Source organism: Aureispira sp. CCB-QB1 (genome assembly GCF_000724545.1).
In the GTDB taxonomy this organism is placed as follows: domain Bacteria; phylum Bacteroidota; class Bacteroidia; order Chitinophagales; family Saprospiraceae; genus Aureispira.
On the sequence record NZ_JHBV01000046.1, the window covers coordinates 1 to 25634 of the forward strand.

A 25634-nucleotide genomic window follows, 5' to 3' on the forward strand; every position below is an offset into this window, starting at 1 on the left:
TTTGTATAGATATTGAACACATCTTACAAATATAGTCTTCATTGTCTTTTTTTCTAACTTATCATACAATCTACATCACTACCCATCAATCTTCTAAATTTATAGTTCCAGATGCTTTAGATATTCAATTATACTATGACAATCAAATACTAAAACTACATTCAACCGATTTCTTTTCACCTAGGGTCTTACATAATTTTCAAGATAATTTGGGTTATGCTGGAAGAGGAGCAAGAAATAAAGATACGACAATCAAGAGAATAAAAGCAAAAACGCCCAACCCAAGTGCAGTGTTTACTTATCAAGCATTGTCTATTCGAGCATTTTATGACCTCCTTTTCTGTGAATATAAAGTGGATCAAAAATATTATTTAGTGGGTGCTTATTGGAATGGTAGTAATCCCCCTGATCAAACTGATCGTTTTCTTAACGAGAGTATTTGGGAAAATGGTTACGATGATAATTTTTTATCAGAAGTTAAGGCAATTCCCGAAGGTAGTTTTATTGCGATTAAGACGCTTGATAGAAAAAATGACATCATGTATATCAAAGCTTTGGGAGAAGTAGTTAAAAATTACAATGATGGAAAGTTACTAGATGTAGCATGGGAAGAAGAATTTGAAGAGTTTTCACTCCCATTTACAAGTGGTTATTGGTCTACTATCCACGAAATAACAAGACAAGACCACATAGATGCCATTTGGAATTATGTAAAACCTGAGGTTTCATTACCAACAAGTTCTATAGATGACAATACTTCCATTAAAAAGAAGCCTCTCAACCAAATTTTTTTTGGACCTCCAGGTACAGGAAAAACCTATTATGCAATAAAAGAAGCTATCAAAATTGTCTCTCCTGAATTTAATATCCATCAAGAGTGGGATATCATAAAAACTGAATATGATCGACTAACTCAAGAAAAGCAAGTTATTTTTACCACCTTTCATCAAAGTATGAGTTATGAAGATTTTGTGGAGGGCATAAAGCCTTTAGAACCAACAGAAGAAGGGGGAAATGTTATTTATAAAGTAGAAGAAGGTCTATTCAAACAAATCTGTAAAAGGGCTAATCCTGTTTTAGGAAATTTTGAAGTTATTATAGAAGCCTTCAAGAAAGAAATATCCGAGGATGATGTTAATAAAAATCCTATTACCATAAAAGCATCAGGAACTACATTTGATGTTACGTATAGAGGAACTTCAGTATTCTATGTAAAACCACACGCAAGTACGAAAGAAAATGCTTGGTACCCTGTTAATATTTCTCACATAGAACAAGTATTCAGCACGAATAATTATGATAATGTTTATAACCAAACTTATGTTCGAGAAATTATTCAGTATCTTATCAAAAACAAGGGACTCCAAAAAGGAAATCAAAAATCTATTGCTAAAAACTATATTCTAATTATAGATGAAATCAACAGAGGCAATGTCTCTTCTATTTTTGGAGAACTAATCACCTTATTAGAGGAAAACAAACGCCAAGGTAAAAAAGAAAGCCTAGAACTTACACTGCCCTTTAGCAAGGCTCCTTTTAGCGTTCCTGAGAACCTATACATTATAGGCACCATGAATACAGCTGACAAAAGTGTAGAGGCTTTAGATAGTGCTTTGCGTAGACGATTCAGTTTTACAGAAATGCCCCCTAAGCCACAAGTTATTAGCAACCAAGTAAACAAAGGAACATTAAGTATCGGTGAGCAAGTCATTGACCTTGCCACTATACTAGAAGCCATTAATCAACGCATTGAAGTCTTATTGGATCGAGATCACTTAATTGGTCATAGTTACTTTTTGAATATTAATACCCCTCAAGAACTGAAGATGACCTTTGAAAAAAATATTATTCCTTTACTACAAGAGTATTTTTATGGTGATTATGGAAAAATCGCTTTGGTTTTGGGACAAGGCTTCTGTACGGAAGAAAAAATTCCTGATGTTAATACTCTTTTTGCAAATGTTCCCAGTTATGATACCTCTATGTATCAAGAACAAATCAAATATACCTTGCGAAAGATTGAAAATGATACTGATCTATTGAAAGCAATTCAATTGCTCTTAAAGACTAAAACAGAATAAAATGAAGCATTTTATAATCTATGAACATCAAAAGCTTCGCATTGGAGACAAATATAAAGAGTGGACATTTGAAGATAAAGATCGACAAGCTTTGGAAACTTTTTATGGTACAGAGGGCGTTCCCTATTTCAAATTGATTCATCGAGGCGTAAGATTTATTCAATATGTAGGGGTATTACAAATTGGTAATTTAAGAATAGAAGTCCTTCCCAAAGCAGATCGTTCCTCAGAGGAAAACAAATGGAGGGATCTACTTATTGGAATGCTCAAAGCAGTTGGTACATTCAACATACAAGCTCCTAGTTATTCAGCTTTACAAACCAAACAAAATTTCATCTTGGACTTGTATATTTCGCTATTCATCCAAGAAGTGGAATCACTCTTACACAAAGGTTTGGTTAAAAAGTATTATCAAATAGAAAAAAACAGTTTAGCTTTAAAGGGGAGTTTATTGTTTGGCAAGCATCTTCAAAAAAACGTAGTGCATCAAGAACGGTTTTATGTTCGACAAACCACTTACAATAAGGCTCATCTATTACATCAAATTCTATATAAAACTATCCTACTTTTAAAACAAATCAACCTCAATCAATCACTAAGCAGTCGAATTGGTAGTTTATGCCTTCATTTTCCAGAAATGAAGCCGATAAAAGTGACAACAGCAACCTTCAAAAAAATTGTATTGAATCGAAAAACAGCAGCTTATAAAAACGCCCTTGAGATTGCCCGCCTTTTACTATTAAATTATCATCCAGATTTAAAAGGAAGTAGTGATAATGTATTGGCTTTGATGTTTGACATGAATTATTTGTGGGAAGCCTTTGTTTACAAAAGCTTGCTTAAACACGCTCCCAAAGATGTGCAGATAACCAAACAAGTACATCGTAATTTTTGGCAAAGTAAAGCTAAAAAAAACACAGGAATGCGTCCTGATATTATCCTTACATCTAGCACACAAAAAGCTGTCTTAGATACCAAGTGGAAAACTATTGGTTCTCATAATCCATCTATACATAATTTAAGGCAATTGTATGTCTATCACCGTTATTATAGTGCTCAACGAGTCGCATTAGTTTATCCTGGAGAAGGCGATATTCAAAGAGGAAGGTATTTTAAAGATCTTGAACAAACAAATGAATTGTCCTGCAATGAATGTAGCGTTATAACAATTGAAACAAAAGATCAAATTGATGATTGGCAACAAGCAATTGCTAATCAGATATACCATAACTGGCTAAATACAACGGAAAGCCTTTCCCTTACAAATACTCAGAAATAACTTATTTTACGATTTGTTTAGCTAATTTAGAGGTGAATTTTTCAATGCTTCTCTTATTTTACTTATTTTGGTTTTGCTCAATTTTTTCATTGATCAGAAGATTTACCTCATCTCTAAGGTTATATCTAAGAATATATTCCTTGAAAGCGAACCATAATGGATAAGAAAACAAGTGTGTATTAACATGATCTACAAATTCTTTAGGCAAACAAATTTTTCCACCTTTATAAGACTCCACAATAGAATCACTCCAAGTCCAAACGCCATCTGTTCTTACTGCACTTGTTCCTAAACCTTCAAGAGCGATTACTGGAGAGGTGTACATATATTTATACACTTTTTTTGAATACTTTTGCATTACATCTTGAGAATCGTCAATGTATTCGTGTAGTATAAATATATTTTTAAGTCTTCTTTTCATTATAAATATGCTATTTCATTTTTATTTAAGCATAATCGATAGAGTTAAAAACTGCTTAAGATTCCCCATGTAAAAACAACCACAAGAAACTAGTTTCTTACTACCGCATGCATTATTTTAAAGACTGTTTCAATTTTATATCCTTGATTATCTTTATTAATGCCTCTTCTAGCTTTTTTAGATAGAACAACCCTTTTGTTTACTTCGCTACCTTCTTCATCTTTAAGTCGAAAATTATATACTCCCTTATTTATATTTTTTACATCTACAGCTAGAAAATTCCCACCAGTATTTACAGAAAATGTACAATCTGCAACCATAACAAAACTCCCATCATCAAATATTTCAAGGGTTAATTTTTGAGCTTGATCGACTTCAATAACAAACACTAAATAATCACTTTTAATGGTATCTTTAGACATCATGATGTTTATGTCCAAAAATTGAGCTTCTCTTATAGCCCCATCAGAGTTTCATTGATATTAAATACAGCTTGTGCATCCGATTCTTCTATAGTTGGTTGAGAAGCTATGCAAATTAGATTTGCCTTGATTTTTTGCCCTAAAAAGTCAACTTTAATATTCTTTTGAGCAAAGCCACCTAACGAAAATAACAAACAGACAATTAAGAATAGACCGTTTAGATTCCTCATTTTATAAGTTTATTATTATTGTTGTATTGTACTATTATATACAAGTTTCTAGTAATTCTCCTTTATTTTATTGGTTTCATATTGAAGTCTTGAATCGTAAACGATTTTAAGTGTTCCAATCCCCTTTACCTCTGATAACCATTGTACATCTAGTACTTTTTCAAATAGATATTCATCCCCTAGTAAGTTTTTATAAAGCCAGTAGTACTTTTTCAATTGTATATCCCACAATGCATCTTCTAAAACCATTTCTTTCGTTTTGGTTAATCCATAGATATTTAGAATTGAATTAACTTTAAATGAATCTATTTCAACATTTCTTAAAATCGAATCTATTTTTAGAGCTCTGTTTATACCCCCTTTAGAAAGATCATCTTGCAAAATAAAGAGTCCTTTTTTTAATGGAATTTCTAAACCTTTCCCTTCAATTCTTATTTCATCTGGAAGACTATAAATTATATAAAAGATATTGTATGCCCCAAAATTTTTCGAATACCTAAAAGCCATACAATCTCCTTCCATTTTGAGTGTTGTATCATTTAATATTTTTTCGACACTTAAATCAGGATGATCTTCTATAAAAGGATTAAAATTAGGGTTTGGAGTTTCACAACTTATTAGTCCTGCAAAGAAAATAACAATATAAATTAGAACTAGATATTTCAACATTCTATTTAGCTTGAATTGCCCATAACAACACGGCAAAATTAGCAAATTTTTCCTCCGCACTTACTTCTGACTACTAATTATTATAAGCTATCTTTTTAAATCTTTCAAAATCACTAGGTTTTACACTAATATTTACTTGTAGGTTGTCTTCATTGAAATCAGTGATTATGCCTTTTAATTTAGTGCCTATTTTAGGAAATAGATCAACAGTCATCCGCTCTTTATCAGTAAAACTAACTATTCTTATAAGCCCAAGAACAGGAGGAGCATTTAAATTGAGAAAAACTCCAAAGGATGCATGGGCAATACAATAACAACTCCTTCAATAAAGTCTCCTCTTTCATATTTTTCTAACAATTTAAACCAATTTTCATTCATGTCGACCCTCGTCTATTAAAAAAATACACTTTTAGATACTGTTTTCTCCACTCTTCCAGATAAATTACTCCCTTTTTCTATAAATCCTATCATCTGTTACTATCTTGCCTTAAAAGTATCAACCTTAATTATTTCATCTTCACGTAGCTCCCAAAAGGTAGCTTGTATTTGCTTATATTCAAATGGGCAAGTAAAATATTCTTCTTCAAATTCCATATCAAATACTTTCTCCCAACTCTTTTCAATTTTAATTCTAATTCTAGGAGGCAACTCTGAAAATGAGTTAGTTCCAAACGTCTTTTTCAACGCTTTTTCAAAATTTAAAAATTCAATCTCACTATCTGCAATAAAAGACTTGTAAGATAAAGGAGTATGCCATAGCTCAAAATCAGAAAATAAAACATCTTTAGAGTCTTTTTCAAATTCAATTCTATACCCTTTTACTCCTTTGGACAAATATCCAGTTTGCCTTAAATCAGGTTTCTTTTTATCCTTATCAACTGATTGATACCAAGCCCATATTGGATATTGATTTTCTTTATTTCGATAGTCAATTCGTCTCTTCATTTGACGCCTCATCCAATCATACCCAGATTTAAAATCAGGCTCTACAAACTCTTCTCTGGCAACTAAAACACCCTTAGATTGTAGTTCATTCCAACCTCTTTCATCCTGTATAGTCCAAAGTTTAATTTTCATATTCATAAACCATTTTGTGTTAACACTATCGCTTATTTCCCCCTTTAACTACTCAATAACATCATTTTTTCACCCAGTCAAAAACATCTTTAATTACTTTATTAGCTTTAAAACCAAGTCCTATCTCTTCTCCTAATTTCCATTGTGTTTCCATATAAATATGGTCATAATTGGGATAGACTTTATAAGTCAGATTATTTTTGCCTTTTCTTATAAATTCGAGCATTGCATAATCTGTATTTCCAATATAAGAACCATCAATATCTCTACCTGATGCAATTAATAAAATTGGAATATCTAAGGAAAGCATATTTTCCAAAGGTGTTGTTTTGGAGTAGCTGTACCATTTGTTATAGGTTTCTCCCCAAAATTCTTTTTCAGTACTTTGGGGATTTTGATAAATTTCCTTTTGCACCCTAAACAGACTATCAACTACATATTGAGCTTCTTCCTGTGTCATCAAATGATTTGCCGCTTTTTGACGAGCAATCAGAATTCGGTCATAAATATGGTCTAAAGCATTAGCAGACATAACAACTACTTTGTCTACACTTTTGTTTAATACAGCCACCTTAGGTGCAACTTGTCCGCCTTGAGAATGCCCAACTACATAAATTTTAGTTGGTTTTAACGCCTTCTGCAATTTACTTATTGCATAGGAAGCTGATTCAGCTCTCCAATCTAAAGTGTTCTGCTTAATTGTAATACTATCTATTGGATATTTGGAATTGTTATTGGGAATTGAATCGAATAAAGGGATTCCACCTTTATTAATATAAGCAATATGGTACTCTTCTTTAAATTTTGTAAATCCCCAAAAGCCAGAACAATAAACTTGCTTATCTTCAAGATTATATTTGAAAGTTGGTTCTAATCCAGAACCTCCCAAAACTAAAACCAAAGGTTTTTTGCCCTTATTTTCAGCTTTAAATACACCAACTTCGATTGCCCCTAAACTATTGTGCTCATACCGATATAAGTCCATATTGGACAAAAAATCATGTTGCCCAAAAACGAAATTATTTATAAAAAAAAGGAAAATGATTAAGTATAAAAGTCTCATTTTTTGAATATCTATTTTAATACTACACAACTTACTTGTATATACCTCTAAACTAGTACATACAAACGTAATAACGCTCCAATATACATAATAGAAATAAAACACAGAATAAAAGCCACGATAAGAACTCACTTATCCCTCCACAAAAACCTAATAACCAAGACGCTACTCTTGCTATATAACATCCCTTTAAAACAAACATATATAATGAAGTTTCTTCGGCTTTTTAATATAGGAGTATACAAGATAACTGTGGTATACCTTTGGGGCAATTATTTTACTTCCCAAATTGTCCAATCTTCTACATCTATATCTTCCATTGAAACTCCGTAAGTTTCCATGAGAATATCAGGATCCGTACCATTTTTTTCAAACCAAAGCGGACTTCCTACATTCACATCACCTTTTAAAGCACTTTGAGGAATAGGTTGTGGCATTAGATGTTGGTACGCTTTCATTTCTTCAACAATAGCATCAAATCCACTAGTAAGCTCCCGAAGTAGATTTCCTTTTTCAAAGTACATAAAACTTTGGACCATTACAGTATCAGAATATTCTATTTTTAAGACCGTAGATGTAAGTTTTTTAGAGACAAAGAGCGCTTGATTTTTAGTTAAAAAATCTGAATCAGACTTAATCACTAGATTTTCATTTATAAATAAGAACGACAAATACACTTCATGCTGGTGTTGAGTACTCATTACATCATCAAGAGTTGCTTTTTCACTTACAACTTGACCTTTAAAACCGAGTTGTTTTTGAACTTCTAAGAAGAAAGTCAATGCATCAGGTTTAATTTCAGAACTTTTTAGATAATTGAGAGTTAAATTCAAGCCCATAAATTAGAGTTTAGGTTAAAAATTGAAAATCAGTATTTACTTTTATTAATTGGAATAACTAATATACATCTACAACATTATTACAAAACAATATACAACCTCTCAATAAATAAGAAAAACAAGCACGATTATCATACATCAAAATAACTGTTAGACATCAATTTCTTACTGTTGTATCGAAAAACGATCAAATTAAGTTATAGCTACACCGAATCATCATACATACTACCAAGAGTTTTTCCTTGTTAAGTTTAGGGGGAGAAAGTTTTAGTTTCGACATATAATAAAAATAAAAATCATGTCAAGTCTAATCCATACCTTATCCTTAACAGAGCTAAAACTATACTTAGTTTTTACATACACTTTAGTTTGGTATTTTCTTTATAATGCATTTGGTTTTGTTGCTCAAAACAAAGCACAACAGTTAAAAATAATCACTGCATTTTTCTATTGTTTAGTACCAACAACTCTTTCTATTTTGCTTTTCAGAGGAACTTTGAATGGCGAGGTCAACTTAAGCTCAGCCCACATTCATTTTCTTCTAGTCATAGTCTCTTTTTATTCTTTTTCAACTATTGAAGAATTTAGGATTAAATCTAATTATAATTGGGCTCTAATCATTCATCATATAGCCTTTGGTTTGGTAATTTTAAAGTTTGCTATTTCTGCCGATATTCCATCGACATGGTTGTGGATAGTTGCAGTTCAGTTTTCTAGTATTTTTGTTTCTTTGAGGAGTATTTTAAAAAGCTATCCAAAGCTTTATAAGAGATTTAATACCGTATTAGAAGAAGCAGATTTTTGGACATTTTTATTGGTTAGAATGCTGTTTCAAACTTTTATGATGCTCTCAGCAATATACGATATGTATTTAGTAGATGAATATAGATATGTTTTGATAGCAGCTTTTTTCCTTTCAATGCTTCTAAACATAATATGGTTTAATCAAATCGTAGCAAAAAAGATTAGAAGAAATAAGAAAATTTTTGACAAAGGTCTAACTATTTCCGTTTTGTAAGCTCTAATAATGCTTGACAACATTTTATCCACGTGCATATTCAATTCCTTCTATCCAAGCATTTATTATATCCTTATAATCCCTAGTTAACAGACTTTCATTAATCACAAACTTCACAACTCCTTTTTCATTCGCTCTTCCTAACCAAATATTATATGTATCATACAAAAATATAGCTAGTTTCTTTAAATTGATTGCTGTATCTAGAGTTAAGTCGTAGATATTAGTGCCATTTTTTAAACTAGATATACGAAGCCCTTCTATTTTATTCAACTCAGATATTATTGTTTTAGATCTTTGAATAACTTGGCTCCATCTATCCTCAATTCCATTTAAATAGTACAATGCCATTGCTGTGTTGCTCCAACTTTGATACACTGTTCCTCCAAGTATTTTTATTTGATGTGCAACCTTATCAATTATATCCGCATCCCCACAAAGCATCGCCCCACCCGATGCATTTAAATACTTATATAGAGAAATATAAACCGTATCAAAATACGATGCATATTCTAAAAGTGAAGTATTGCTAAAAGCAGATGCTAGATGAATTCTAGCACCATCTAAATGCATTTTATAATTATTCTCTTTGCAATAGTTTGAGATTTCCTTTATCTTTTCAATTGGAACAACAGTTCCATCAGCACGTCTAACAGGGTTTTCAATTACTATCGTTCCCAAACCACTTTTAAAAACCTCATTAGTATTGGTATAGTTAATCGTATTTTTTAAATCCTCTACATCAAAATATGGCTTTCCTTTTCCTATCGGAATCAATCTTTTACTATGAACACTTTGAGCTGCATCTGCCTCATCTCTGAAAACATGCGAATTTTCGGGCACTATAACTTTCGTATTGTTTCCATTGAGTAGCTTAATAGCCAGTTGATTTGCCATTGTACCAGTAGGGAGATAAATCGCTTTTTCTTTTCCTGTTATTTTTCTAAAAGCATCTTCAATTAGTTTAGTTGCACCTCCATTTCCATAAAAATCTGGCTCAATTGGTTGTTTCTTATTTATTTGATCTAACTTTTCTAAATATTCCTGAGGGGTCAAAGCAAGACCATCATAAATAAAATTGACAGGCGTATTCGGTTGATTAGGGGCTCTGGACAACGCAGGCAAAGGCATCGAGTTTAAACTAGTTATAGGGAGCAGAACAGAGGCTGTAGATAATCCAATTTTTTTAAAGAAATCCCTTCTATTATTTATTCCTATTGCTTTTTTCATCCTATATATTTTCTAATAACAATCCTAACGATAAACGAAATTACATTTAACAGCTTTAAGTATATATTTTATTCGTAATCTGGAATATTCAACCCCAAAATTAAATCTCTATTTGCTGTCCAAATTCCATTTTTCATTTCAAGTCTTACGATTCCCGAACCACCACGATTTTTAAGCGATTGTTTTTTTTCTTCCGTAAGAGTTGGATCACTCTCAAAAAGATAACTATCAATGTAGTACGGTATAGTATTCGGTTCTTTTACATAAATATGAATGTGCTCAGGTTCTCGCGCTTCAGGATATGGAGCTGGTCGAAAAGTATAAAAAGCAAATTTTCCATTTTCTCCTGTTTTTAGCCAACTACGGTATTGTCCATGTTTTTTTTCCCAGCCAACAGGAGCATCACTTGGTTGATAAATCCCATTTCTATCCACATGATAAACATACAACAATACATTATCTGCGGGAGTTTTTCCATCCCTTTGGAATACGGTTCCAGTTATTTTTATTTGGGGCTCATTTTCCTCGAAACCAGGTAATGAATCAACTGATTTAGGATTTGGGGTTAACAACCTAAAATCTAAAAGAGCTACACAATCTTGACAAGTACCGCCAACATTTCTTTCTGCCTTAGAATCGGGTTGACCTTTGCAAAGAAGGTTAATAAAAGCTAATAAAATTATTCCCAAATTTTTCATCTTCTTTTTTTCAATTGCAAAATTACAAGGCGCGAAGCGTGTGCTCTGCTAAATAAGAGCCAACATATCCCACATATTATAAGCCGATGACTCCCATTCCATACCTTCTCTTAGATGATAAATCATATTGAGATCTTTGGCTTCAAAAAGCATGGTGTAATGATCACCATTTTGCTCTAAAGATTTGACTTCAAAATAATCTTTAGCATCTAGACAAAACTGCTTGTACTCAGGGCGAGTGATAAGAAGATTTTTCCCTCCGAAGTTGAAACGATTAACAACTTTCTGTCCTTCGTATGTATCAGCATTTGCATCGCTGTCAGCTACGTAATATTTTTTACCCATTTTCATACCATACAAATTTTGATATTTTTCTTTATATGGATGCTTATCCATATGAATATCAAACCCTTTAGTATCTTCTAATAGTTCTTCATTTAGTTCAATCATAAAAGCTAAAGCCCATTGTTCTAATCCACCATGATCAGTTATACCCTTTGCATCAGAGCTTATTTTTACAATATTTAGTAGGATCAAATTTCCTTCTACTTTAGAAGCCTTTATACGATAATATTTGCTCATTCTATTTTAAATTTAAAACATAAAAAAATCAATATGCAACAAGTTAACAGTTTAAACCTAGACTTAGAGCAAATTTTAATTTATTTTAAGAATATAATTATAAACCCATATAAGGTCTTTTCTCATAGACTTTCAATGCTTTAAACTTCCTTGCCAAAAGTAGCAGATTACAGCTTGTAAGAACAAAAAAAAATTATAGAAATGTTAAAGTTGAGGTATTTCAGATAGATCCTCAAATTAATATAACTTATAAGTGATTTATAGTTAAATCTTAATTTATTCATTTAAAACAGGTTCTATTTTTTTTTGAAAAATACTGCTTTTAGTCCTTTTAAAACAAAATTTTCATACAAAAAAAATTTATAACTTTGGCAGCCCAAATGGAATCGTCCCTACTATTCATTAACTAATTCACTTTTTACATGCAAAAAAAAATATTATTATTCTTAGCCTACTTTTTGCTAAGTAACTTTTCTTATGCCCAAACGGTTTTTACAGAATCGTTTGATTCAGGAACAACCCCTGTAGGTTGGAACAACACCTCTAACAATGGAGGTCCTTGGGAATTCAGCACCAATGCGGGTTTCGACGTATCGGCAACTCTTGACCATACTGGAAATGGTGGGAATTATGCTTGGGTTGACTTCTCAGGCTCAGACGACAGTGTTATGCTAGTTACACCAACTATTGACGTTTCTAGTTTAACAACACCTTATGTATCTTTTTATCACGAAAGTCATTACACAGGAACATTAAACCCCTTTAATTTGCTACACGTAGACGCTTGGAATGGTAGCACTTGGGTCAATGTTGCATCGCTTCAAGGAAACACTTCTTTTGGGTGGGATTTGTATGGTTTTAATGTAACTAATTTCACCTTTGGAGGAGGAGACAGCTTAAAAGTTCGCTTTCATGCTGAATCAGGGGGTGCCTCGGCAGATTATAACAATGATTTGTTAATTGATGATGTTGCGGTCATGCAAATGCCAAGTTGTGTTCATCCATTTAGTAGCTCATTAACTGCAAATAATATTACAGGCACTACTGCCGACTTGGGTTGGACAGAAAATGGTTCTGCTACGTCTTGGCAAATTGAATACGGTACGCAAGGTTTTACACAAGGAACAGGTACTACTGTTCTAGCAGGAACCAACCCATACAACTTAACTGGTCTTAATCCAACTACGGATTATAGTTTTTATGTTCGTTCAATCTGTGGCGTTGGAGATTCTAGCGCTTGGGCTGGACCTTTTGATTTCTCTACAATTTGTCCTATTGCTTTTACACCGACTTATTCGCAAGATTTTACATCTTACCTTAATCCTTGTTGGTCAGAAGCAGAAGGTAGATTAACACCTAGTTCAACACTTACAGGAACAAGTTCTGCATGGACATCGGATGGTTTTGCTAATAATGGTTCAAGTGGTGCTGCTAAAATAAACTTGTATGGTACCACTAGAGATGAGTGGATCATTAGCCCTAGCATTGATTTAGGAACAGCAGCGACTTCTTATCAACTTGAATTTAATATTGCATTGACAGATTGGAACAGTACTTCTGCAACTGTTTTAGGATCAGATGATACCATTGCAGTTGTCATTTCTACTGATAATGGAGCAACTTGGGAAAATACAAATATCCTACAAGAATGGGTAGCTGGTTCTGAACCAAGTCATACAGGAGATCACATTGTTATTAACTTAGCAGCCTATACAGGTGTTGTTAAATTTGGTTTCTACACAGTTTCTACTGTTTCTAACGAAGACAACGATGTCTTTATTGATAATTTCTTAGTAACCAATTTAGCAAGCTGTGCTGCTCCTAATGCACTAGCTGCCAACAACATCACTGCTACAACAGCTGATTTAGCATGGACAGAAAATGGTTCTGCTACGTCTTGGCAAATTGAGTATGGCACGCAAGGTTTTACACAAGGAACAGGTACTCCTGTCGTTACTGGAACCAATCCTCATAATCTAACTAGTCTTACAGCCAACACAGATTATAGTTTTTATGTACGAGCAATTTGTGGTGCTGGAGACTCTAGTTCATGGATTGGACCTTTTAATTTTACAACTTTGATTAGTTGCCCTGCTCCAAGTGCTTTAGCGGCTAATATACCTAGCCATACAACCGCAAATTTAGCATGGACAGAAAATGGTTCTGCTACATCTTGGCATGTTGAATATGGTGCGCAAGGATTTGCACAAGGAACGGGTACCGCTGTTGTTACTGGAACAAACCCTCATAACATAACTGGTCTTACAGCCAACACTGACTACAGTTTTTATGTACGAGCAATTTGTGGTGCTGGAGACTCTAGTACTTGGGTTGGACCATTCAATTTCACAACACCTTGTACGCCTTTCTCGCCTACTTACTTAGAAGATTTCACCTCTTACCTTGACCCTTGTTGGTCAGAGGCAGAAGGTAGATTAACACCTAGTTCAACACTTACAGGAACAAGCTCTGCATGGACATCAGATGGTTTTGCCAACAATGGTTCAACTGGTGCTGCTAAAATAAACCTCTATGGTACCGCTAGAGATGAGTGGATCATTAGCCCTAGCATTGATTTAGGAACAGCAGCGACTTCTTATCAACTTGAATTTGATATTGCATTGACAGATTGGAACAATAGTTCTGCAACTGTTTTAGGGTCCGACGACACCATTGCAGTTGTCATTTCTACTGATAATGGAGTAACTTGGGAAAATGCAAATATCCTACAAGAATGGGTAGCTGGTTCTGAACCAAGTCACACAGGAGATCACATTGTTATTGACTTATCTGCTTATACAGGTATCGTTAAATTTGGTTTCTACACAGTTTCTACTGTTTCTAACGAAGACAACGATGTCTTTATTGATAATTTCTTGGTAACCAATCTAGCAAGCTGTGCTGCGCCTAGTGCACTAGCTGCCAATAACATCACTGCTGCAACAGCTGATTTAGCATGGACAGAAAATGGCTCTGCTACGTCTTGGCAGATTGAATACGGTGCTCAAGGTTTCGTTCAAGGAACAGGTACCGCTGTTGTTACTGGAACAAACCCATACAATGCAACAAGTCTTACTGGTAACACTGATTACAGTTTTTACGTACGTGCTATTTGTGGCGCAGGAGATTCTAGTTCATGGGCTGGACCTTTTAATTTCTCTACTCCTTGTGGCATTTATACCCCTACTTATCTCGAAGAATTTACGACTTATGTACCTGCTTGTTGGTCAGAAGCAGAAGGTATTTTAACAAACAGTACAACATTAACAGGTACTTCTTCAGCTTGGACTTCAGATGGCTTTGCCAACAATGGTTCAACTGGTTCTGCTAAAATAAATCTTTATGGTACTTCTAGAGACGAATGGTTAATTAGTCCTAGTATTGATTTAGGAAATGGTACGACTACTTACCAAGTTGAATTTGATATTGCATTGACAGACTGGAACAATAGTTCTGCAACTGTTTTAGGAGTCGATGATACTATTGCCGTAGTTGTTTCTACCGATAATGGAGCAACTTGGGAAAAAGCCAATGTCTTACAAGAATGGGTAGCAGGTTCTGAGCCAACCAATACAGGAGATCGCGTTGTTATTAATTTAGCAGCTTATACAGGAGTTGTAAAATTCGGTTTTTATGCTGTGTCTACAGTTTCCAATGAAGATAACGATGTCTTTATTGACAGTTTCTTAGTACAACCAGCACCGATTCCAACAGATGACGTTGCACCTATCGCACTACTAAATACAGATTCTGTTTATTGTAATGCATCTGTTATTGCAGGTTCTGTTGTTGTTGCGAATATCAGAGCCAATACGGTTTACAATGTTCCTTATAACGTTGTTGTCAATGGAGTTGTAGTAGAGACCAGCACTATTGACAGTTTAATTGGAAATCAATTGGATACTATTGCTCTTGATACAATTTTGGCAACTACAACTGGAGCAACCGTGATTCAGGTTATTACTACTTTTACAGGTGATAATAATGCTTCAAACGATACCCTTTCTGTTGATTCAATTTGGACCTCTTATACAAGTCTAAGTGCAACACTTACCAATCCTATTGGTTGTACAGGCAGTGCTAATGGTCAAATTGAAACTACTGGTTTAGGTGGTTTTGCTCCATATACTTATCAATGGAATGCAACAGCTAATAACCAAACAACAAGCATCGCTACTGGCTTAGGAGCTGGAACATACATGGTAACAGTTACTGATTCTATTGGATGTTCTGCACTAGGAACGCTTGCCTTGGTAGATCCTCCCGTTATGTCACTAACTACAGTAGGAACGGATTTAAATTGTAATGATAATAACAGTGGTTCTGGTATGGTAACCGTAACAGGTGGCGTACCTAGCTATTCTTACTTATGGAGCAATGGACAAACAAATAATTCGCTAGTAAATGCTGCTGCTGGAACGCATACCGTTACTGTTACAGATGCTTTTGGTTGTGAAATGATTGATTCTGTCGTATTAACAGAACCTACTGCTATAACTGCAACAATTGACGATCATACAGACGGAACGGCTACGGTAAGTGCTAGTGGTGGAGCTGCTGGATATACCTATCAATGGAGTCCTAACACAGGAAATCAAACAGGCGCTACAGTAACAGGTTTGGTTGCTGGAGACGCCTACTATGTTGTTGTCACAGATGCTAATGGCTGCACAGAAGTTGTTTCTTTCCAAGCAGTTGTATTAAATGTGAATACGCTTAATGGTGTAGCTAACATGAGTATGTTCCCGAATCCAACACACGATAATGTATTTGTGAAAATGGATTTAATGGAACAAGCAACCGTTAACATACAAGTAGTTAATACAATAGGACAAATCGTTCTTCAAGAGACATTTGATAATATTTTAAATCAAACGGTTGAATTGAATACGGCAAAACTTCCTTCTGGAGTATATATGGTTCAATTTAATATCGGAGAAAAATCAACGACTCAGAAATTAATTATTTCTAAGTCTTAATGACTTTAGTCGTTCGTTGATTTTTTTAATTATAGAGGGGCTGTTAGATTTTCTAACAGTCTCTTTATTTTATAAAAATAAGAACAAAAAATGGGGTTATTTTTTTTGAACGATTACTTATTTACGTTCTAGTTTTGCCACTTCTCGGTCCACTCTATTATCAACCCAACCCAATACTTTGTCTATAGCCGTAGAAGCCAACCATTTGAAAGGTTCTGGTGGAATTGGCAAGGTTCTTCGAGTCAGTACATTGCCCAACGGGTGTTCCTTTCCATAAACTTTGTGCCCCAAAATTTCCCCAACCAAAAAAGTCTGTGGTACACCGTGCCCAGCATACCCCATTCCATAAAAGATATTTTTATGCTTACCTGTTACTCCAATTGTAGGCATGAAATCCAAGGGGATACCAATCCAACCACCCCAAAAAGTTGCTAATTCCAAATCTTTCAATGCTGGAAATCTCTGACGAAACACAGCAGCGATCTGATTGGCCATTTGGGGTTGAGAAATATCTCCCAATTTAAAACCATAAGGAATTTTGATGTATTTCCCTCCAGCAATTAGTGTATTTCTCGTTGTTCTCCGATAACTTTCAAGTTTCTCATGAGCCGTGTAAATTCCCTCTTTATGATGCCATTGCAATATTTCTTGTTGATCTGGGCTTAAAGGAGCTGTTTCGAACATACCCGCCCAAATTGGAGAAAGAACACGCTTTTTCCAGCCTAAAGATGCTGTAAAGGCATTCGTAGCCAATACTACTTTTTGAGCATAGACCGTACCTTTTGGCGTATCAAGGCGAACGGGGGAACTATTATGAACTTTGAGAACAGGCGTATTTTCATACAACTTAACACCTCTAGAAATAGCTAACTTTCGAACAAAATCGATCAATTTTCCTGGATTAACAGTCCCTCCAATAGTATCATGAATTCCTGCCAAAAATGCATTAGGAATTCCTCGTTCACGCATCGCCCCCTCCTCTAAATACTTGAAATGAAGCCCCAATTCAGCACCAACGACTTCTAAATGTTTGAGGCGCTTAATTTGCTTTGGATGAACCGCAACATTAATATTACCGTGATCTACATAATCACAATCAATTTGGTGGCTTTTAATAAAATGTTCCAACCGCCTAACAGCTTCCACCGAAAAATTACACAGTTCTTTAGCTCGTTCTAATCTATTCATTTTAAGCAAAGAAGGAAAGTCTTTTCCAATCAAGCTGTCTACATAACCAGAGTTACGACCACTGCCAGCACTCCCTGCAAATCCCTTTTCCAAGACACTGACATCCACTCCAAATTCTCGAAGTTGTAAAGCCGTATACAATCCTGTAAAACCACCTCCGATAATAGCTACTTCTGTTGTGATATCTTGTTCTAAACAAGGTTGAAAGGATTCTGGACCATCCCACCAATTGCTGTGTTGTTGTGTTGTATAGTTCATTTATATTCAAAGTTTTACTTTGACTTTGGCAGTTAATTGTGCTGCAAATTATTGTTCTATTGAAAACATTTTTGATTAGAAATTATTATCACAATAACATCATTGCTGTTGTAACAAACTTATGTCGTCCAAAATCACTTTCTCCCCTATTTTGATTACAAAAATCAAAACTGTTACTTTATTTTTTTTCCATGAATACCAGAACCACAGCCGAAGAAGTATTGATCATAGTTTGTATCCAAACCAACCTCTTGAAATATTTCTGCAACCCATTTAGAATCTTTATACCTTTGAGTATATTCCCAAAGCATCTTATATTCTATAGGATCTCCTAAAAGTAATTTTGTAATTTTGGGTGTAATTTTCCCTACGTATAAATAATAGAACAAGTGTAATAAAGGATGCTTTGGTTCCGAAATCTCAACAAAGGCAAACGCTCCACCAGGTTTTAAAATTCTGTTGACTTCTATTGCTAATTTTTTTATTTGTTCTTTACTGAAAGTTTTTAACCCAAAAGCACTATAAACAATATCATAACTTTCGGATTCTAAGGAGCTCTTTAGAATATTTTCATTCAAAATCTTAACCTTCCCTTGGTAAGTCTTACTGTTCTTTTTCCTAGCCCTTTTTAACATTCCTTCTGAAATATCTAAGGCTGTTAATTCGGAATTGGGATACCTCTTTTTTATAGCATCCCAAGTTTCTCCCATTCCCGACATCAAGTCAATAATTTTAACTTTTTTTGTCTCCAAAATGGCGGTTTTCTTGATCATTTTTCTTCGCCAGAAATGTGTAAAACCAAATGAAAACAGGACATTTATTCTTTCATAAGAATTACTCATGTTATCAAATAAATTTTCAACAAAAGCAGGTTCATAGATATCTTTGTTCGATTCTTTTTCCATTTTGAGTATTTCTGAAAGAGTTAATATTCGAGTTAAAAGAAAAAAGCAGTTCAGATTTTCGTTTCAACCACTACATCCTATCTCCAATTACCAGACATTCTTTTTTCATTAATTTCATAATCTCTGTATGTACGACAAACGTTTGCTTAAAGTCGTTCAAATTATTTGCTGTATTTTCTAAAACAACGAGATTCATGTTAGTTTGTGGATAATGATAACAAGCCGAAACAAATCCTGGCGCATAACCTAAGGCTCCAACTTGGACACTCTGTTCACCATCTTTAAAAAGCAAACCATAACCATAAGCTACTGTTTCAAAAATTGGATGTATCCTAGTAGCGTACTTTGTAGTCATGAGTTTTAGGGTTTCTTTGGTAACCAATTGCCCTGAATATAACATTTCATTCCATTTTTTTAGATCCATTGCATTGGAAATCATACTACCAGCAGGAACATAATTGTTTAAACTAGTCGTACTATAAACTAAATCACCTTTTTCGTTTGCTTCATACCCCTTTACAAGATGTTTATATTTGGTATTGTTTGGATGAAATGTATTTTTCAAGCCACACGCCTCAAAAAATTCAGTTAATAACTTCTCAAAACTTTTGCCCGTAACATTTTCAAGTACTTGCGCTAATAGTTCGTAACCGATTTGCGAATAACGAAATTGAGAACCTTGTTTGAATTCTAAAGGCTGATCTAAAGCAACAATTCCATGAGTATGCGTCAAGAGTTGATGGATGGTCACCTCCTTTATCCAAGCTTGGTTGATGGCTGTCAAATATTGACTGATTGTATCATCAAGCCCAATGTTACCATTCTCATATTCTCTTAAAATCAGTACAGCCGTTATTTGCTTGCTTATGGAGCCAATAATAAACTGGTCATCCAAATCCATTTTAACCTTATTTTCTAAATCTGAAAATCCAATGGCTTTAGAATATAGGACGGTTGTATCAACAGCAGCCAAAATTACGCCATTAAATTTTTGCTGACTGATAACTGAGTCAATTTTTGACAACAAAGCAGCGTGGACATCTTGTTTTTTCGGTTTGTCTATATCACAAGAAATGAGAAGATGAAAAATTAAAATCCAAACACTAAATTTCATAAAATATTCGTTTTATCATTCAACAGTTAGCTACGAAATAATAACATATCTAATCCCTTTGTTTCAACGCCTTTTAAGAAGTTCACCAGAGCACCCCAATTCTTTTAAATACCTAATAGCATCTATTTTCGTAGTAGAAATTGACCAATTATCAGCAATTGCAATTACAGTATTAATATCAATATAAATATCGTCGACTTCTTCGTTGGAATTTAACGAATCAATAAAAGCATTTATATTCAGAGTTTGCTCAATTGCCGTAAGCCTTCCGATGCTAGACCACTCCCCTAGTTCCAGACAATAAGTAAAACTTCTTTCTATTGTTCCTTTAATAGCTTTCATCCAGCAATAGGTATCTCCAGTATCGTAGTTTTTAAAGAAGTAGGCTTCTTGAAATCGCACACTAAGTTTTGGCAACAACACTTGAATGCCTTCTCCTGTTGCCAATAATCCAGCGCCCATAATAACTACCCAACCTTCAATTGGAGGTGTAATATAAATACAATTTCGTTTGGAGTATAATTGCTGAATCCCAATCGTTCCATGCATTGGCTTGATATTATCCAACTCTAAAAAATGGGCAACTTCTTCTGTATTTTTTGATTTTAATACCAACCACTCACAATTAACACCATTAAATGCAGTGGTAGATTCAGTCATGACCTCCTTATTCTGCTTCGCAAAAAACTGCTTGATTCGTTGAAACATCCTCATATATTTTTTCACCCCATTTACTCAATGGAATTGATTTTTTGATAAACAGCTGCTTTTGATTCCTCAAATATTTCACCTCCAAACTCCTCATTGTCTAAAGAAATAATAGTCACGTTCTGAACGCCCATCATTCCAAATACAAATTTTAAATAGGTTGTTTGAAAATTCATGTTGGCATTTTTTTCGTTCTCCCCATATCCTGTATCTCCTCTACTCGATAAAATGAACATTTTTTTATTTTTAAGCAAGCCCATATAATCTCCATCTGGTTTTCCTGAACGAAATTTCCAAGTTTCGTTAATGCGCATAATTTGATCAATATACGCCTTTAAACCACTTGGAATTGACCAATTATACATTGGAGTTCCAAGAACATAAACATCATTCTCTTTCAGTTCCTTTACCAATTCATTGCTAAATTTTAACGCTTTTTGATTTTCCGCTGTTCTATCCCCTAATGGTACAAATGCGCCCGCAATCCATTTTTCGTCAATTGGCGGCACATTGCTTAGTCCAACCTCTCTATAAGTGAATAAATCCTTGGGGTACTTTTTTTGCCAATTCTGAATAAATACTTGTGTTAATTTTCTACTATGCGATCTCTCATCTCTTACACTTGCGTTAATGATTAATACCTTGTTCATTCTTTTATTGTTTAGTAGTTAGCTACGCTGCTACTTCGTGGTCGTTGATTATTATTCGCTACGCTCATGAGAGCGCAAGGCTAGTTCCCTGCGGTCATGACCTTGGGCTTTTGTGCTACTAGCACAAGCCTACTCGGCAAGCTTAGTTGCCCAAAAGACAAAAAAGCACATTTATATCAGATTGATAATCAAAATTTTAACACAAAATGCAATAAATTTACAACTTGTTGATTATCAACTGCGCTGCTACTGCGTGGTTTCAACGAACTATTGTTAGAAAGTTAATAAATTAAGAAAAAACAAAATTCACCAATTAAAATGTAAAAAAAATTGACCTAGTTCAATCAATTTTTTGTTTGCGTCGAATTCTACTCAAAAATTCCGCAGAAATACCTAAATAAGAAGCTATTAAATATTGAGGCACTCTGTTTGCAATTTGAGGGTATCTTTCTATAAATTCTATGTATCGTTGTTCTGCACCAAGGAGATTATTTTCGATAATTCTTCTTTGCAAACTTCCTAGGTAACTTTCCAAGATAATTCGAAAATATTTTTCAAGCTTTGGCATTTGCTCCAACATTCTATTAAAAGAATAATGGCTAATCTGAAGCAATTGAGTTTCCTCTAATGCTTGAATATTATAAATAGAAGGTGTTTGCTTTTGAAAACTATCAATATCTGTTGCCCACCAATCTTCTATTGCAAAATACAGTACCTCTTCTCGACCTGTATTTGAGTTGATGTAAAATGCTTTTAAACATCCAGAAACGATATAATTATCCGTCCGACAAGTTGCCCCATTTCTCAATAAATAATCCCCTTTATCCAGCTTCTTCTCTGTCCAAAAGGTTTTGAATAAGTCTATTTCTTGAACAGAGAGCCTAATGTGTTTGGAGATATTTTTAATCAATTGTTCCTTCATTGTCTGTATGTTCATGAACACTTTTTAAAGTATCGCATTTTTTAGGCTGTTCTTCTAATGAAGAACATTATACCTACTTCTCTAAAAAGATTGCTTTACTAACTTTTTAGAAAAAACATTTCCTTTCTGATCCTTTCCAATGAGGAAATAAACACCAATAGGAAGGTCATTAAGGTCAACAACTGTCTTTTGCCTTGGAGATTGAATACTTTTTACGATCTCCCCATTTCTTGAGACTAAATTCATGTCTTTAATCCCTATCCCACGATTGTCTATTGTCAAAAAATGAATGGTTGGATTGGGATAAATTGAAAGAGAAACATCTGAATCGATACCTAACACAGATGTAGCAAAAGAAGGGATTCCATACACTTCACTTGATAAAGTAGTGCCTTGTATTGCAGCTATAATTTTGTTTTGTAAGCCTCCTATCTCACTCACAAAAGCCGATGATGCATTGGGGATTGATAAGAGTGTTGTTCCTGTCTCATTGATAATGCGACTTTCATAAACTAATCCTCCATTATTGGTAAAAAAAGTATAGCCAATCTCCACCAAATTATCCGAATTAATCACATTGTTTGAAACATGGTTAATTCCACTAATCGTTGCTCCAGTAGTAGTAGGAAGCGTTATTGTTTTCCAAAGTGTATGATTAGCGTTGTAAAATTTAGCAGTTGCATTCGGAGCATCCAAAAAGTAATATTTTTCACCTAAATTTGCCAAATCAACTCGAAGTACATAACCATCGGTATAGGTATGTTCCAATGCTAAAGAAGGGATGCCATAGACTTTACTTGAGGTCGTTGCTCCATGAATTGCAGCAATGATTTTATCTTGTAAGCCTCCCATTTGGCTCACAAAAATGGAAGAAGCATTTGGTATTGATAAAAGTGTTGTTCCTGCCTCATTAATTATACGACTCTCATACACTAATCCTGTTCCATTTGTAAAAAAAGTATAGCCAACCTCTAGCAAATTATCGGAATTAATCACATTTTCCGAAACATGGTTAATTCCATTGATTATTGCTCCAACAGGAATTGGAAGGTTGATGCTTTTCCAAAAGGTATAATCTGCATTGTAAAGTTTAGTTGCAGCATTTTGCGCGTCTAAAAGATAATATTTTTCACCTGAATTTGCCAAGTCAATGCGAGATACATAGCCGTCCGTATAAGTATGTTCTAATGCTAAAGAAGGAATTCCATAAACTTCACTTGAGATAGTAGCTCCTTGAATTGTAGCAATGATTTTATCTTGTAAGCCTCCCATTTGGCTCACAAAAATGGAAGAAGCATTTGGTATTGATAAAAGTGTTGTTCCTGCCTCGTTAATAATGCGACTTTCATAAATCAATCCCCCACTATTAGTAAAAAAAGTATAGCCAACCTCTAACAAATTATCGGAATTAATTACATTTTCTGAAACATGATTAATTGCATTAATTGTTGCTCCTGTAGGAATAGGAAGATTGATCGTTTTCCAAAGCGTATGATTGGCATTGTAAAATTTAGCCACTGCATTTTGTGCATCCAAAAGGTAATATTTTTCACCTGAATTTGCCAAATCAACTCGAAGTACATAACCATCGGTATAAGCATTTTCAAGATTTATTTGTGCACTTAAAGTATAATGTACCAAAACAAATAGGCAAAAGAATAACTTTTTCATAGACATATTTTAATAAAACAATTCGTTGATTCCTTAGCGTTGTCACTCCCTGCGTTCGTGAGCTGGCAAACCGATCTTACCGTTACTATATTGTTGTAATAAACGATTGTTAATAAGTTGTTGTAAAGTTCAAAGATCAGCAAATATAGTCTTTTTCAATATCAACGGAGTAATATCACATAACAACTTACTAATTTTGAGAAGTAGCTAATCCAAAACACTACAACAGTAGACTTTAATCAACCAAACTTATTTTCATAAACGCATTTATCTGATGCCAAGTACTATCGTCTATATATTTCATCAAATATAGAAATCTGTCATTATTTGTTTCTGCATTTGGCAATGTCCATTTATAAAGGTGATATTGATGATGAGGCTGGTTAAACAAACCACTATCATTATTTTGTTCTACAGAAGGTTTTCCTAAAATTGAATTAAAATAATCAATCACTTTAGAGCAAACTAAATTATGTATTACAGCGTATAATTGAGCCTTGCCATTTTGTATCGCATGCTCTAACAAACCATCGTTCCCATGCATTTCTTTATAATAGAAAGTAAGTGGCGATTCAAATATTAACACAAGGCGGGTTAGTATATTTTTATTATGCTTATAATACACTCCCATTTCTTCCACTTCTCCAAATTCTTTGGTGAGCTTGTAATGAGGATCATGTCCTTCTTTTTTAGAATAGTTTTCCTTTTGGTCGATTAGCTTATCAATTGACAAACCGAGCGGTAATTTTTTGTAGGTATTGATAATAAACGCACTAATTTCCTCAATGATTGGCGCATAATACTCTTTTGACCATAAAAATAAATCCTCTTGAGAGAAAAGGTATGTTAGGAAAAAATCAAGTAATGTTTTTCTTGCTTCTGCTTGATTAAAGTCAAATGAAATTAGCTCGATGTAGAGTTCTTCTTCTAGTATATTCTCCAAATCGTTGTGTTGATAGATAATTTGTTCTATTTCTTGCACATTAAGTTGACCAATCGCAAAAAGAAAAAAGTCATTTAAGGTATTTTTATTCATATTTTGTATTAGTAGTTCGTTGATTAGCTCCCTGCGGTCGTGAGATCGCTATCGCTTAGTTGTTTACTTTTTTACCAAAAAGACAAAAAAGCACATTTATATTAGTTTGATAATCAGAATTTTAACACAAAACGCAACAAAGACACAACTTGCTAATTATCAAACTAATAAAGTTTAGCTTCGCTGCTACTGTGTGGTTTCAACGAACTATTGTTGTATATCAATTCTTCTAAAACATCAAGATTACTGCAAGAATAATGCGAAACACTAACCTCTAGTAAATAGAGAGACTGTCCTTTTTGAACAGCCTCTCTCAACTCATCTTGAACAAAACTTATAGATCTTCTAACATCTCATCCAATTCTTTTCTAGTAGTCTCTATATTTTGAATGGTTTCCTCCAGTTCTTCATTTTCAGATTCTAATGTTTTTGTTTCCTCGATTAGTTCTGGAGAAACTTCAGAAGTTGTTTCGACACTTTCACTCCCGCAACTAAAAAAAACAACGGCAACTAAAGTTAATGTTATCAGGTGTTTCATAATGTATTTTTTTTCAATCGTATTGGCATTAATATAAATGCTATTATCTGCCAACT

24 protein-coding genes are annotated in these 25634 nt (G+C 34.0%); 5 read left to right on the plus strand and 19 right to left on the minus strand.

Annotated elements, in window-relative coordinates:
• The first annotated feature begins 41 nt into the window (after positions 1-41).
• Together CG11_RS24685 and CG11_RS24690 are read left to right on the plus strand one after the other, a co-directional pair.
• A complete protein-coding gene (locus tag CG11_RS24685) occupies positions 42-2081 on the plus strand; it encodes an McrB family protein (RefSeq protein WP_052599639.1) in 2040 nt (679 codons plus the stop codon).
• 1 nt (position 2082) lies between these two features.
• Positions 2083-3360 (plus strand): McrC family protein, encoded by a 1278-nt coding sequence (locus CG11_RS24690; RefSeq protein ID WP_052599640.1) that lies wholly within the window; start codon positions 2083-2085, stop codon positions 3358-3360.
• Between the two features lie 58 nt (positions 3361-3418).
• On the opposite strand, the gene CG11_RS24695 is transcribed toward CG11_RS24690, so the two are convergent.
• The 4 genes from CG11_RS24695 to CG11_RS24710 all read right to left on the minus strand — a co-directional run bounded on the left by CG11_RS24695 (position 3419) and on the right by CG11_RS24710 (position 5102).
• Positions 3419-3781, minus strand: a complete 363-nt coding sequence (locus CG11_RS24695; RefSeq protein ID WP_052599641.1) for a hypothetical protein — start codon at positions 3779-3781, stop codon at positions 3419-3421.
• Positions 3782-3870: 89 nt separating this feature from the next.
• The gene (locus CG11_RS24700) at positions 3871-4206 is read right to left on the minus strand and encodes a hypothetical protein (RefSeq protein ID WP_052599642.1); all 336 of its coding nucleotides are present in this window, start codon (positions 4204-4206) and stop codon (positions 3871-3873) included.
• Between the two features lie 29 nt (positions 4207-4235).
• Complete coding sequence (locus tag CG11_RS24705) at positions 4236-4433, minus strand: hypothetical protein (protein WP_052599643.1); 198 nt, start codon at positions 4431-4433, stop codon at positions 4236-4238.
• Between the two features lie 48 nt (positions 4434-4481).
• Positions 4482-5102, minus strand: a complete 621-nt coding sequence (locus tag CG11_RS24710) for a hypothetical protein (protein WP_052599644.1) — start codon at positions 5100-5102, stop codon at positions 4482-4484.
• Between the two features lie 167 nt (positions 5103-5269).
• On the opposite strand from CG11_RS24710, the gene CG11_RS30245 reads away from it, so the two are divergent.
• Complete coding sequence (locus tag CG11_RS30245; protein WP_156039892.1) at positions 5270-5416, plus strand: hypothetical protein; 147 nt, start codon at positions 5270-5272, stop codon at positions 5414-5416.
• Positions 5417-5579: 163 nt separating this feature from the next.
• Here the strand turns inward: CG11_RS30245 and CG11_RS24715 are convergent, their stop codons facing one another.
• From CG11_RS24715 to CG11_RS24725, 3 genes are all read right to left on the minus strand, one after another.
• Positions 5580-6179: a DUF3841 domain-containing protein gene (locus tag CG11_RS24715; RefSeq protein ID WP_052599645.1), complete on the minus strand. Its 600-nt coding sequence runs from the start codon at positions 6177-6179 to the stop codon at positions 5580-5582.
• Between the two features lie 61 nt (positions 6180-6240).
• Positions 6241-7242 (minus strand): alpha/beta fold hydrolase, encoded by a 1002-nt coding sequence (locus tag CG11_RS24720; RefSeq protein WP_052599646.1) that lies wholly within the window; start codon positions 7240-7242, stop codon positions 6241-6243.
• A 272-nt stretch (positions 7243-7514) separates the two neighbouring features.
• Positions 7515-8081: a hypothetical protein gene (locus CG11_RS24725; RefSeq protein WP_052599647.1), complete on the minus strand. Its 567-nt coding sequence runs from the start codon at positions 8079-8081 to the stop codon at positions 7515-7517.
• Between the two features lie 298 nt (positions 8082-8379).
• On the opposite strand from CG11_RS24725, the gene CG11_RS24730 reads away from it, so the two are divergent.
• Positions 8380-9099, plus strand: a complete 720-nt coding sequence (locus CG11_RS24730; RefSeq protein WP_052599648.1) for a hypothetical protein — start codon at positions 8380-8382, stop codon at positions 9097-9099.
• Positions 9100-9123: 24 nt separating this feature from the next.
• Here the strand turns inward: CG11_RS24730 and CG11_RS24735 are convergent, their stop codons facing one another.
• From CG11_RS24735 to CG11_RS24745, 3 genes are all read right to left on the minus strand, one after another.
• On the minus strand, positions 9124-10329 hold the full coding sequence (locus CG11_RS24735) for a low specificity L-threonine aldolase (RefSeq protein WP_052599649.1): 1206 nt from the start codon (positions 10327-10329) through the stop codon (positions 9124-9126).
• Between the two features lie 68 nt (positions 10330-10397).
• Positions 10398-11027 (minus strand): intradiol ring-cleavage dioxygenase, encoded by a 630-nt coding sequence (locus tag CG11_RS24740; protein WP_052599650.1) that lies wholly within the window; start codon positions 11025-11027, stop codon positions 10398-10400.
• Positions 11028-11075: 48 nt separating this feature from the next.
• A complete protein-coding gene (locus tag CG11_RS24745) occupies positions 11076-11609 on the minus strand; it encodes a hypothetical protein (RefSeq protein ID WP_052599651.1) in 534 nt (177 codons plus the stop codon).
• Positions 11610-12031: 422 nt separating this feature from the next.
• Here CG11_RS24745 and CG11_RS24750 point away from each other — a divergent pair, with 422 nt between their 5' ends.
• Complete coding sequence (locus CG11_RS24750; protein WP_052599652.1) at positions 12032-16588, plus strand: fibronectin type III domain-containing protein; 4557 nt, start codon at positions 12032-12034, stop codon at positions 16586-16588.
• A gap of 117 nt (positions 16589-16705) precedes the next feature.
• Here CG11_RS24750 and CG11_RS24755 read toward each other — a convergent pair whose 3' ends face one another.
• The 9 genes from CG11_RS24755 to CG11_RS24795 form a co-directional block, all read right to left on the minus strand.
• On the minus strand, positions 16706-18034 hold the full coding sequence (locus CG11_RS24755; RefSeq protein WP_052599653.1) for an FAD-binding oxidoreductase: 1329 nt from the start codon (positions 18032-18034) through the stop codon (positions 16706-16708).
• Between the two features lie 173 nt (positions 18035-18207).
• Positions 18208-18939, minus strand: a complete 732-nt coding sequence (locus tag CG11_RS24760; protein WP_052599654.1) for a class I SAM-dependent methyltransferase — start codon at positions 18937-18939, stop codon at positions 18208-18210.
• Between the two features lie 70 nt (positions 18940-19009).
• Complete coding sequence (locus CG11_RS24765; RefSeq protein WP_052599655.1) at positions 19010-20053, minus strand: serine hydrolase; 1044 nt, start codon at positions 20051-20053, stop codon at positions 19010-19012.
• 63 nt (positions 20054-20116) lie between these two features.
• A complete protein-coding gene (locus tag CG11_RS24770; protein WP_052599656.1) occupies positions 20117-20761 on the minus strand; it encodes a hypothetical protein in 645 nt (214 codons plus the stop codon).
• A 23-nt stretch (positions 20762-20784) separates the two neighbouring features.
• Positions 20785-21411, minus strand: a complete 627-nt coding sequence (locus CG11_RS24775) for an FMN-dependent NADH-azoreductase (RefSeq protein ID WP_052599657.1) — start codon at positions 21409-21411, stop codon at positions 20785-20787.
• Positions 21412-21751: 340 nt separating this feature from the next.
• A complete protein-coding gene (locus tag CG11_RS24780) occupies positions 21752-22348 on the minus strand; it encodes a Crp/Fnr family transcriptional regulator (protein WP_197043932.1) in 597 nt (198 codons plus the stop codon).
• Positions 22349-22414: 66 nt separating this feature from the next.
• Complete coding sequence (locus tag CG11_RS24785; RefSeq protein ID WP_052599659.1) at positions 22415-24004, minus strand: T9SS type A sorting domain-containing protein; 1590 nt, start codon at positions 24002-24004, stop codon at positions 22415-22417.
• A 235-nt stretch (positions 24005-24239) separates the two neighbouring features.
• Complete coding sequence (locus CG11_RS24790; RefSeq protein ID WP_052599660.1) at positions 24240-25040, minus strand: hypothetical protein; 801 nt, start codon at positions 25038-25040, stop codon at positions 24240-24242.
• A 334-nt stretch (positions 25041-25374) separates the two neighbouring features.
• Entirely contained in the window at positions 25375-25578 is a 204-nt protein-coding gene (locus tag CG11_RS24795; protein WP_156039893.1) for a hypothetical protein, read from the minus strand.
• Between the last annotated feature and the right edge of the window lie 56 nt (positions 25579-25634).

Bases quoted from the DNA above. Each gene is read 5' to 3' on its own strand.
- CG11_RS24690 (WP_052599640.1), top strand. From the start codon at position 2,083: ATGAAGCATTTTATAATCTATGAACATCAAAAGCTTCGCATTGGAGAC.
- CG11_RS24695 (WP_052599641.1), bottom strand. From the start codon at position 3,781: ATGAAAAGAAGACTTAAAAATATATTTATACTACACGAATACATTGAC.
- CG11_RS24700 (WP_052599642.1), bottom strand. From the start codon at position 4,206: ATGATGTCTAAAGATACCATTAAAAGTGATTATTTAGTGTTTGTTATT.
- CG11_RS24705 (WP_052599643.1), bottom strand. From the start codon at position 4,433: ATGAGGAATCTAAACGGTCTATTCTTAATTGTCTGTTTGTTATTTTCG.
- CG11_RS24710 (WP_052599644.1), bottom strand. From the start codon at position 5,102: ATGTTGAAATATCTAGTTCTAATTTATATTGTTATTTTCTTTGCAGGA.
- CG11_RS30245 (WP_156039892.1), top strand. From the start codon at position 5,270: ATGCCTTTTAATTTAGTGCCTATTTTAGGAAATAGATCAACAGTCATC.
- CG11_RS24715 (WP_052599645.1), bottom strand. From the start codon at position 6,179: ATGAAAATTAAACTTTGGACTATACAGGATGAAAGAGGTTGGAATGAA.
- CG11_RS24720 (WP_052599646.1), bottom strand. From the start codon at position 7,242: ATGAGACTTTTATACTTAATCATTTTCCTTTTTTTTATAAATAATTTC.
- CG11_RS24725 (WP_052599647.1), bottom strand. From the start codon at position 8,081: ATGGGCTTGAATTTAACTCTCAATTATCTAAAAAGTTCTGAAATTAAA.
- CG11_RS24730 (WP_052599648.1), top strand. From the start codon at position 8,380: ATGTCAAGTCTAATCCATACCTTATCCTTAACAGAGCTAAAACTATAC.
- CG11_RS24735 (WP_052599649.1), bottom strand. From the start codon at position 10,329: ATGAAAAAAGCAATAGGAATAAATAATAGAAGGGATTTCTTTAAAAAA.
- CG11_RS24740 (WP_052599650.1), bottom strand. From the start codon at position 11,027: ATGAAAAATTTGGGAATAATTTTATTAGCTTTTATTAACCTTCTTTGC.
- CG11_RS24745 (WP_052599651.1), bottom strand. From the start codon at position 11,609: ATGAGCAAATATTATCGTATAAAGGCTTCTAAAGTAGAAGGAAATTTG.
- CG11_RS24750 (WP_052599652.1), top strand. From the start codon at position 12,032: ATGCAAAAAAAAATATTATTATTCTTAGCCTACTTTTTGCTAAGTAAC.
- CG11_RS24755 (WP_052599653.1), bottom strand. From the start codon at position 18,034: ATGAACTATACAACACAACAACACAGCAATTGGTGGGATGGTCCAGAA.
- CG11_RS24760 (WP_052599654.1), bottom strand. From the start codon at position 18,939: ATGGAAAAAGAATCGAACAAAGATATCTATGAACCTGCTTTTGTTGAA.
- CG11_RS24765 (WP_052599655.1), bottom strand. From the start codon at position 20,053: ATGAAATTTAGTGTTTGGATTTTAATTTTTCATCTTCTCATTTCTTGT.
- CG11_RS24770 (WP_052599656.1), bottom strand. From the start codon at position 20,761: ATGTTTCAACGAATCAAGCAGTTTTTTGCGAAGCAGAATAAGGAGGTC.
- CG11_RS24775 (WP_052599657.1), bottom strand. From the start codon at position 21,411: ATGAACAAGGTATTAATCATTAACGCAAGTGTAAGAGATGAGAGATCG.
- CG11_RS24780 (WP_197043932.1), bottom strand. From the start codon at position 22,348: ATGAACATACAGACAATGAAGGAACAATTGATTAAAAATATCTCCAAA.
- CG11_RS24785 (WP_052599659.1), bottom strand. From the start codon at position 24,004: ATGAAAAAGTTATTCTTTTGCCTATTTGTTTTGGTACATTATACTTTA.
- CG11_RS24790 (WP_052599660.1), bottom strand. From the start codon at position 25,040: ATGAATAAAAATACCTTAAATGACTTTTTTCTTTTTGCGATTGGTCAA.
- CG11_RS24795 (WP_156039893.1), bottom strand. From the start codon at position 25,578: ATGAAACACCTGATAACATTAACTTTAGTTGCCGTTGTTTTTTTTAGT.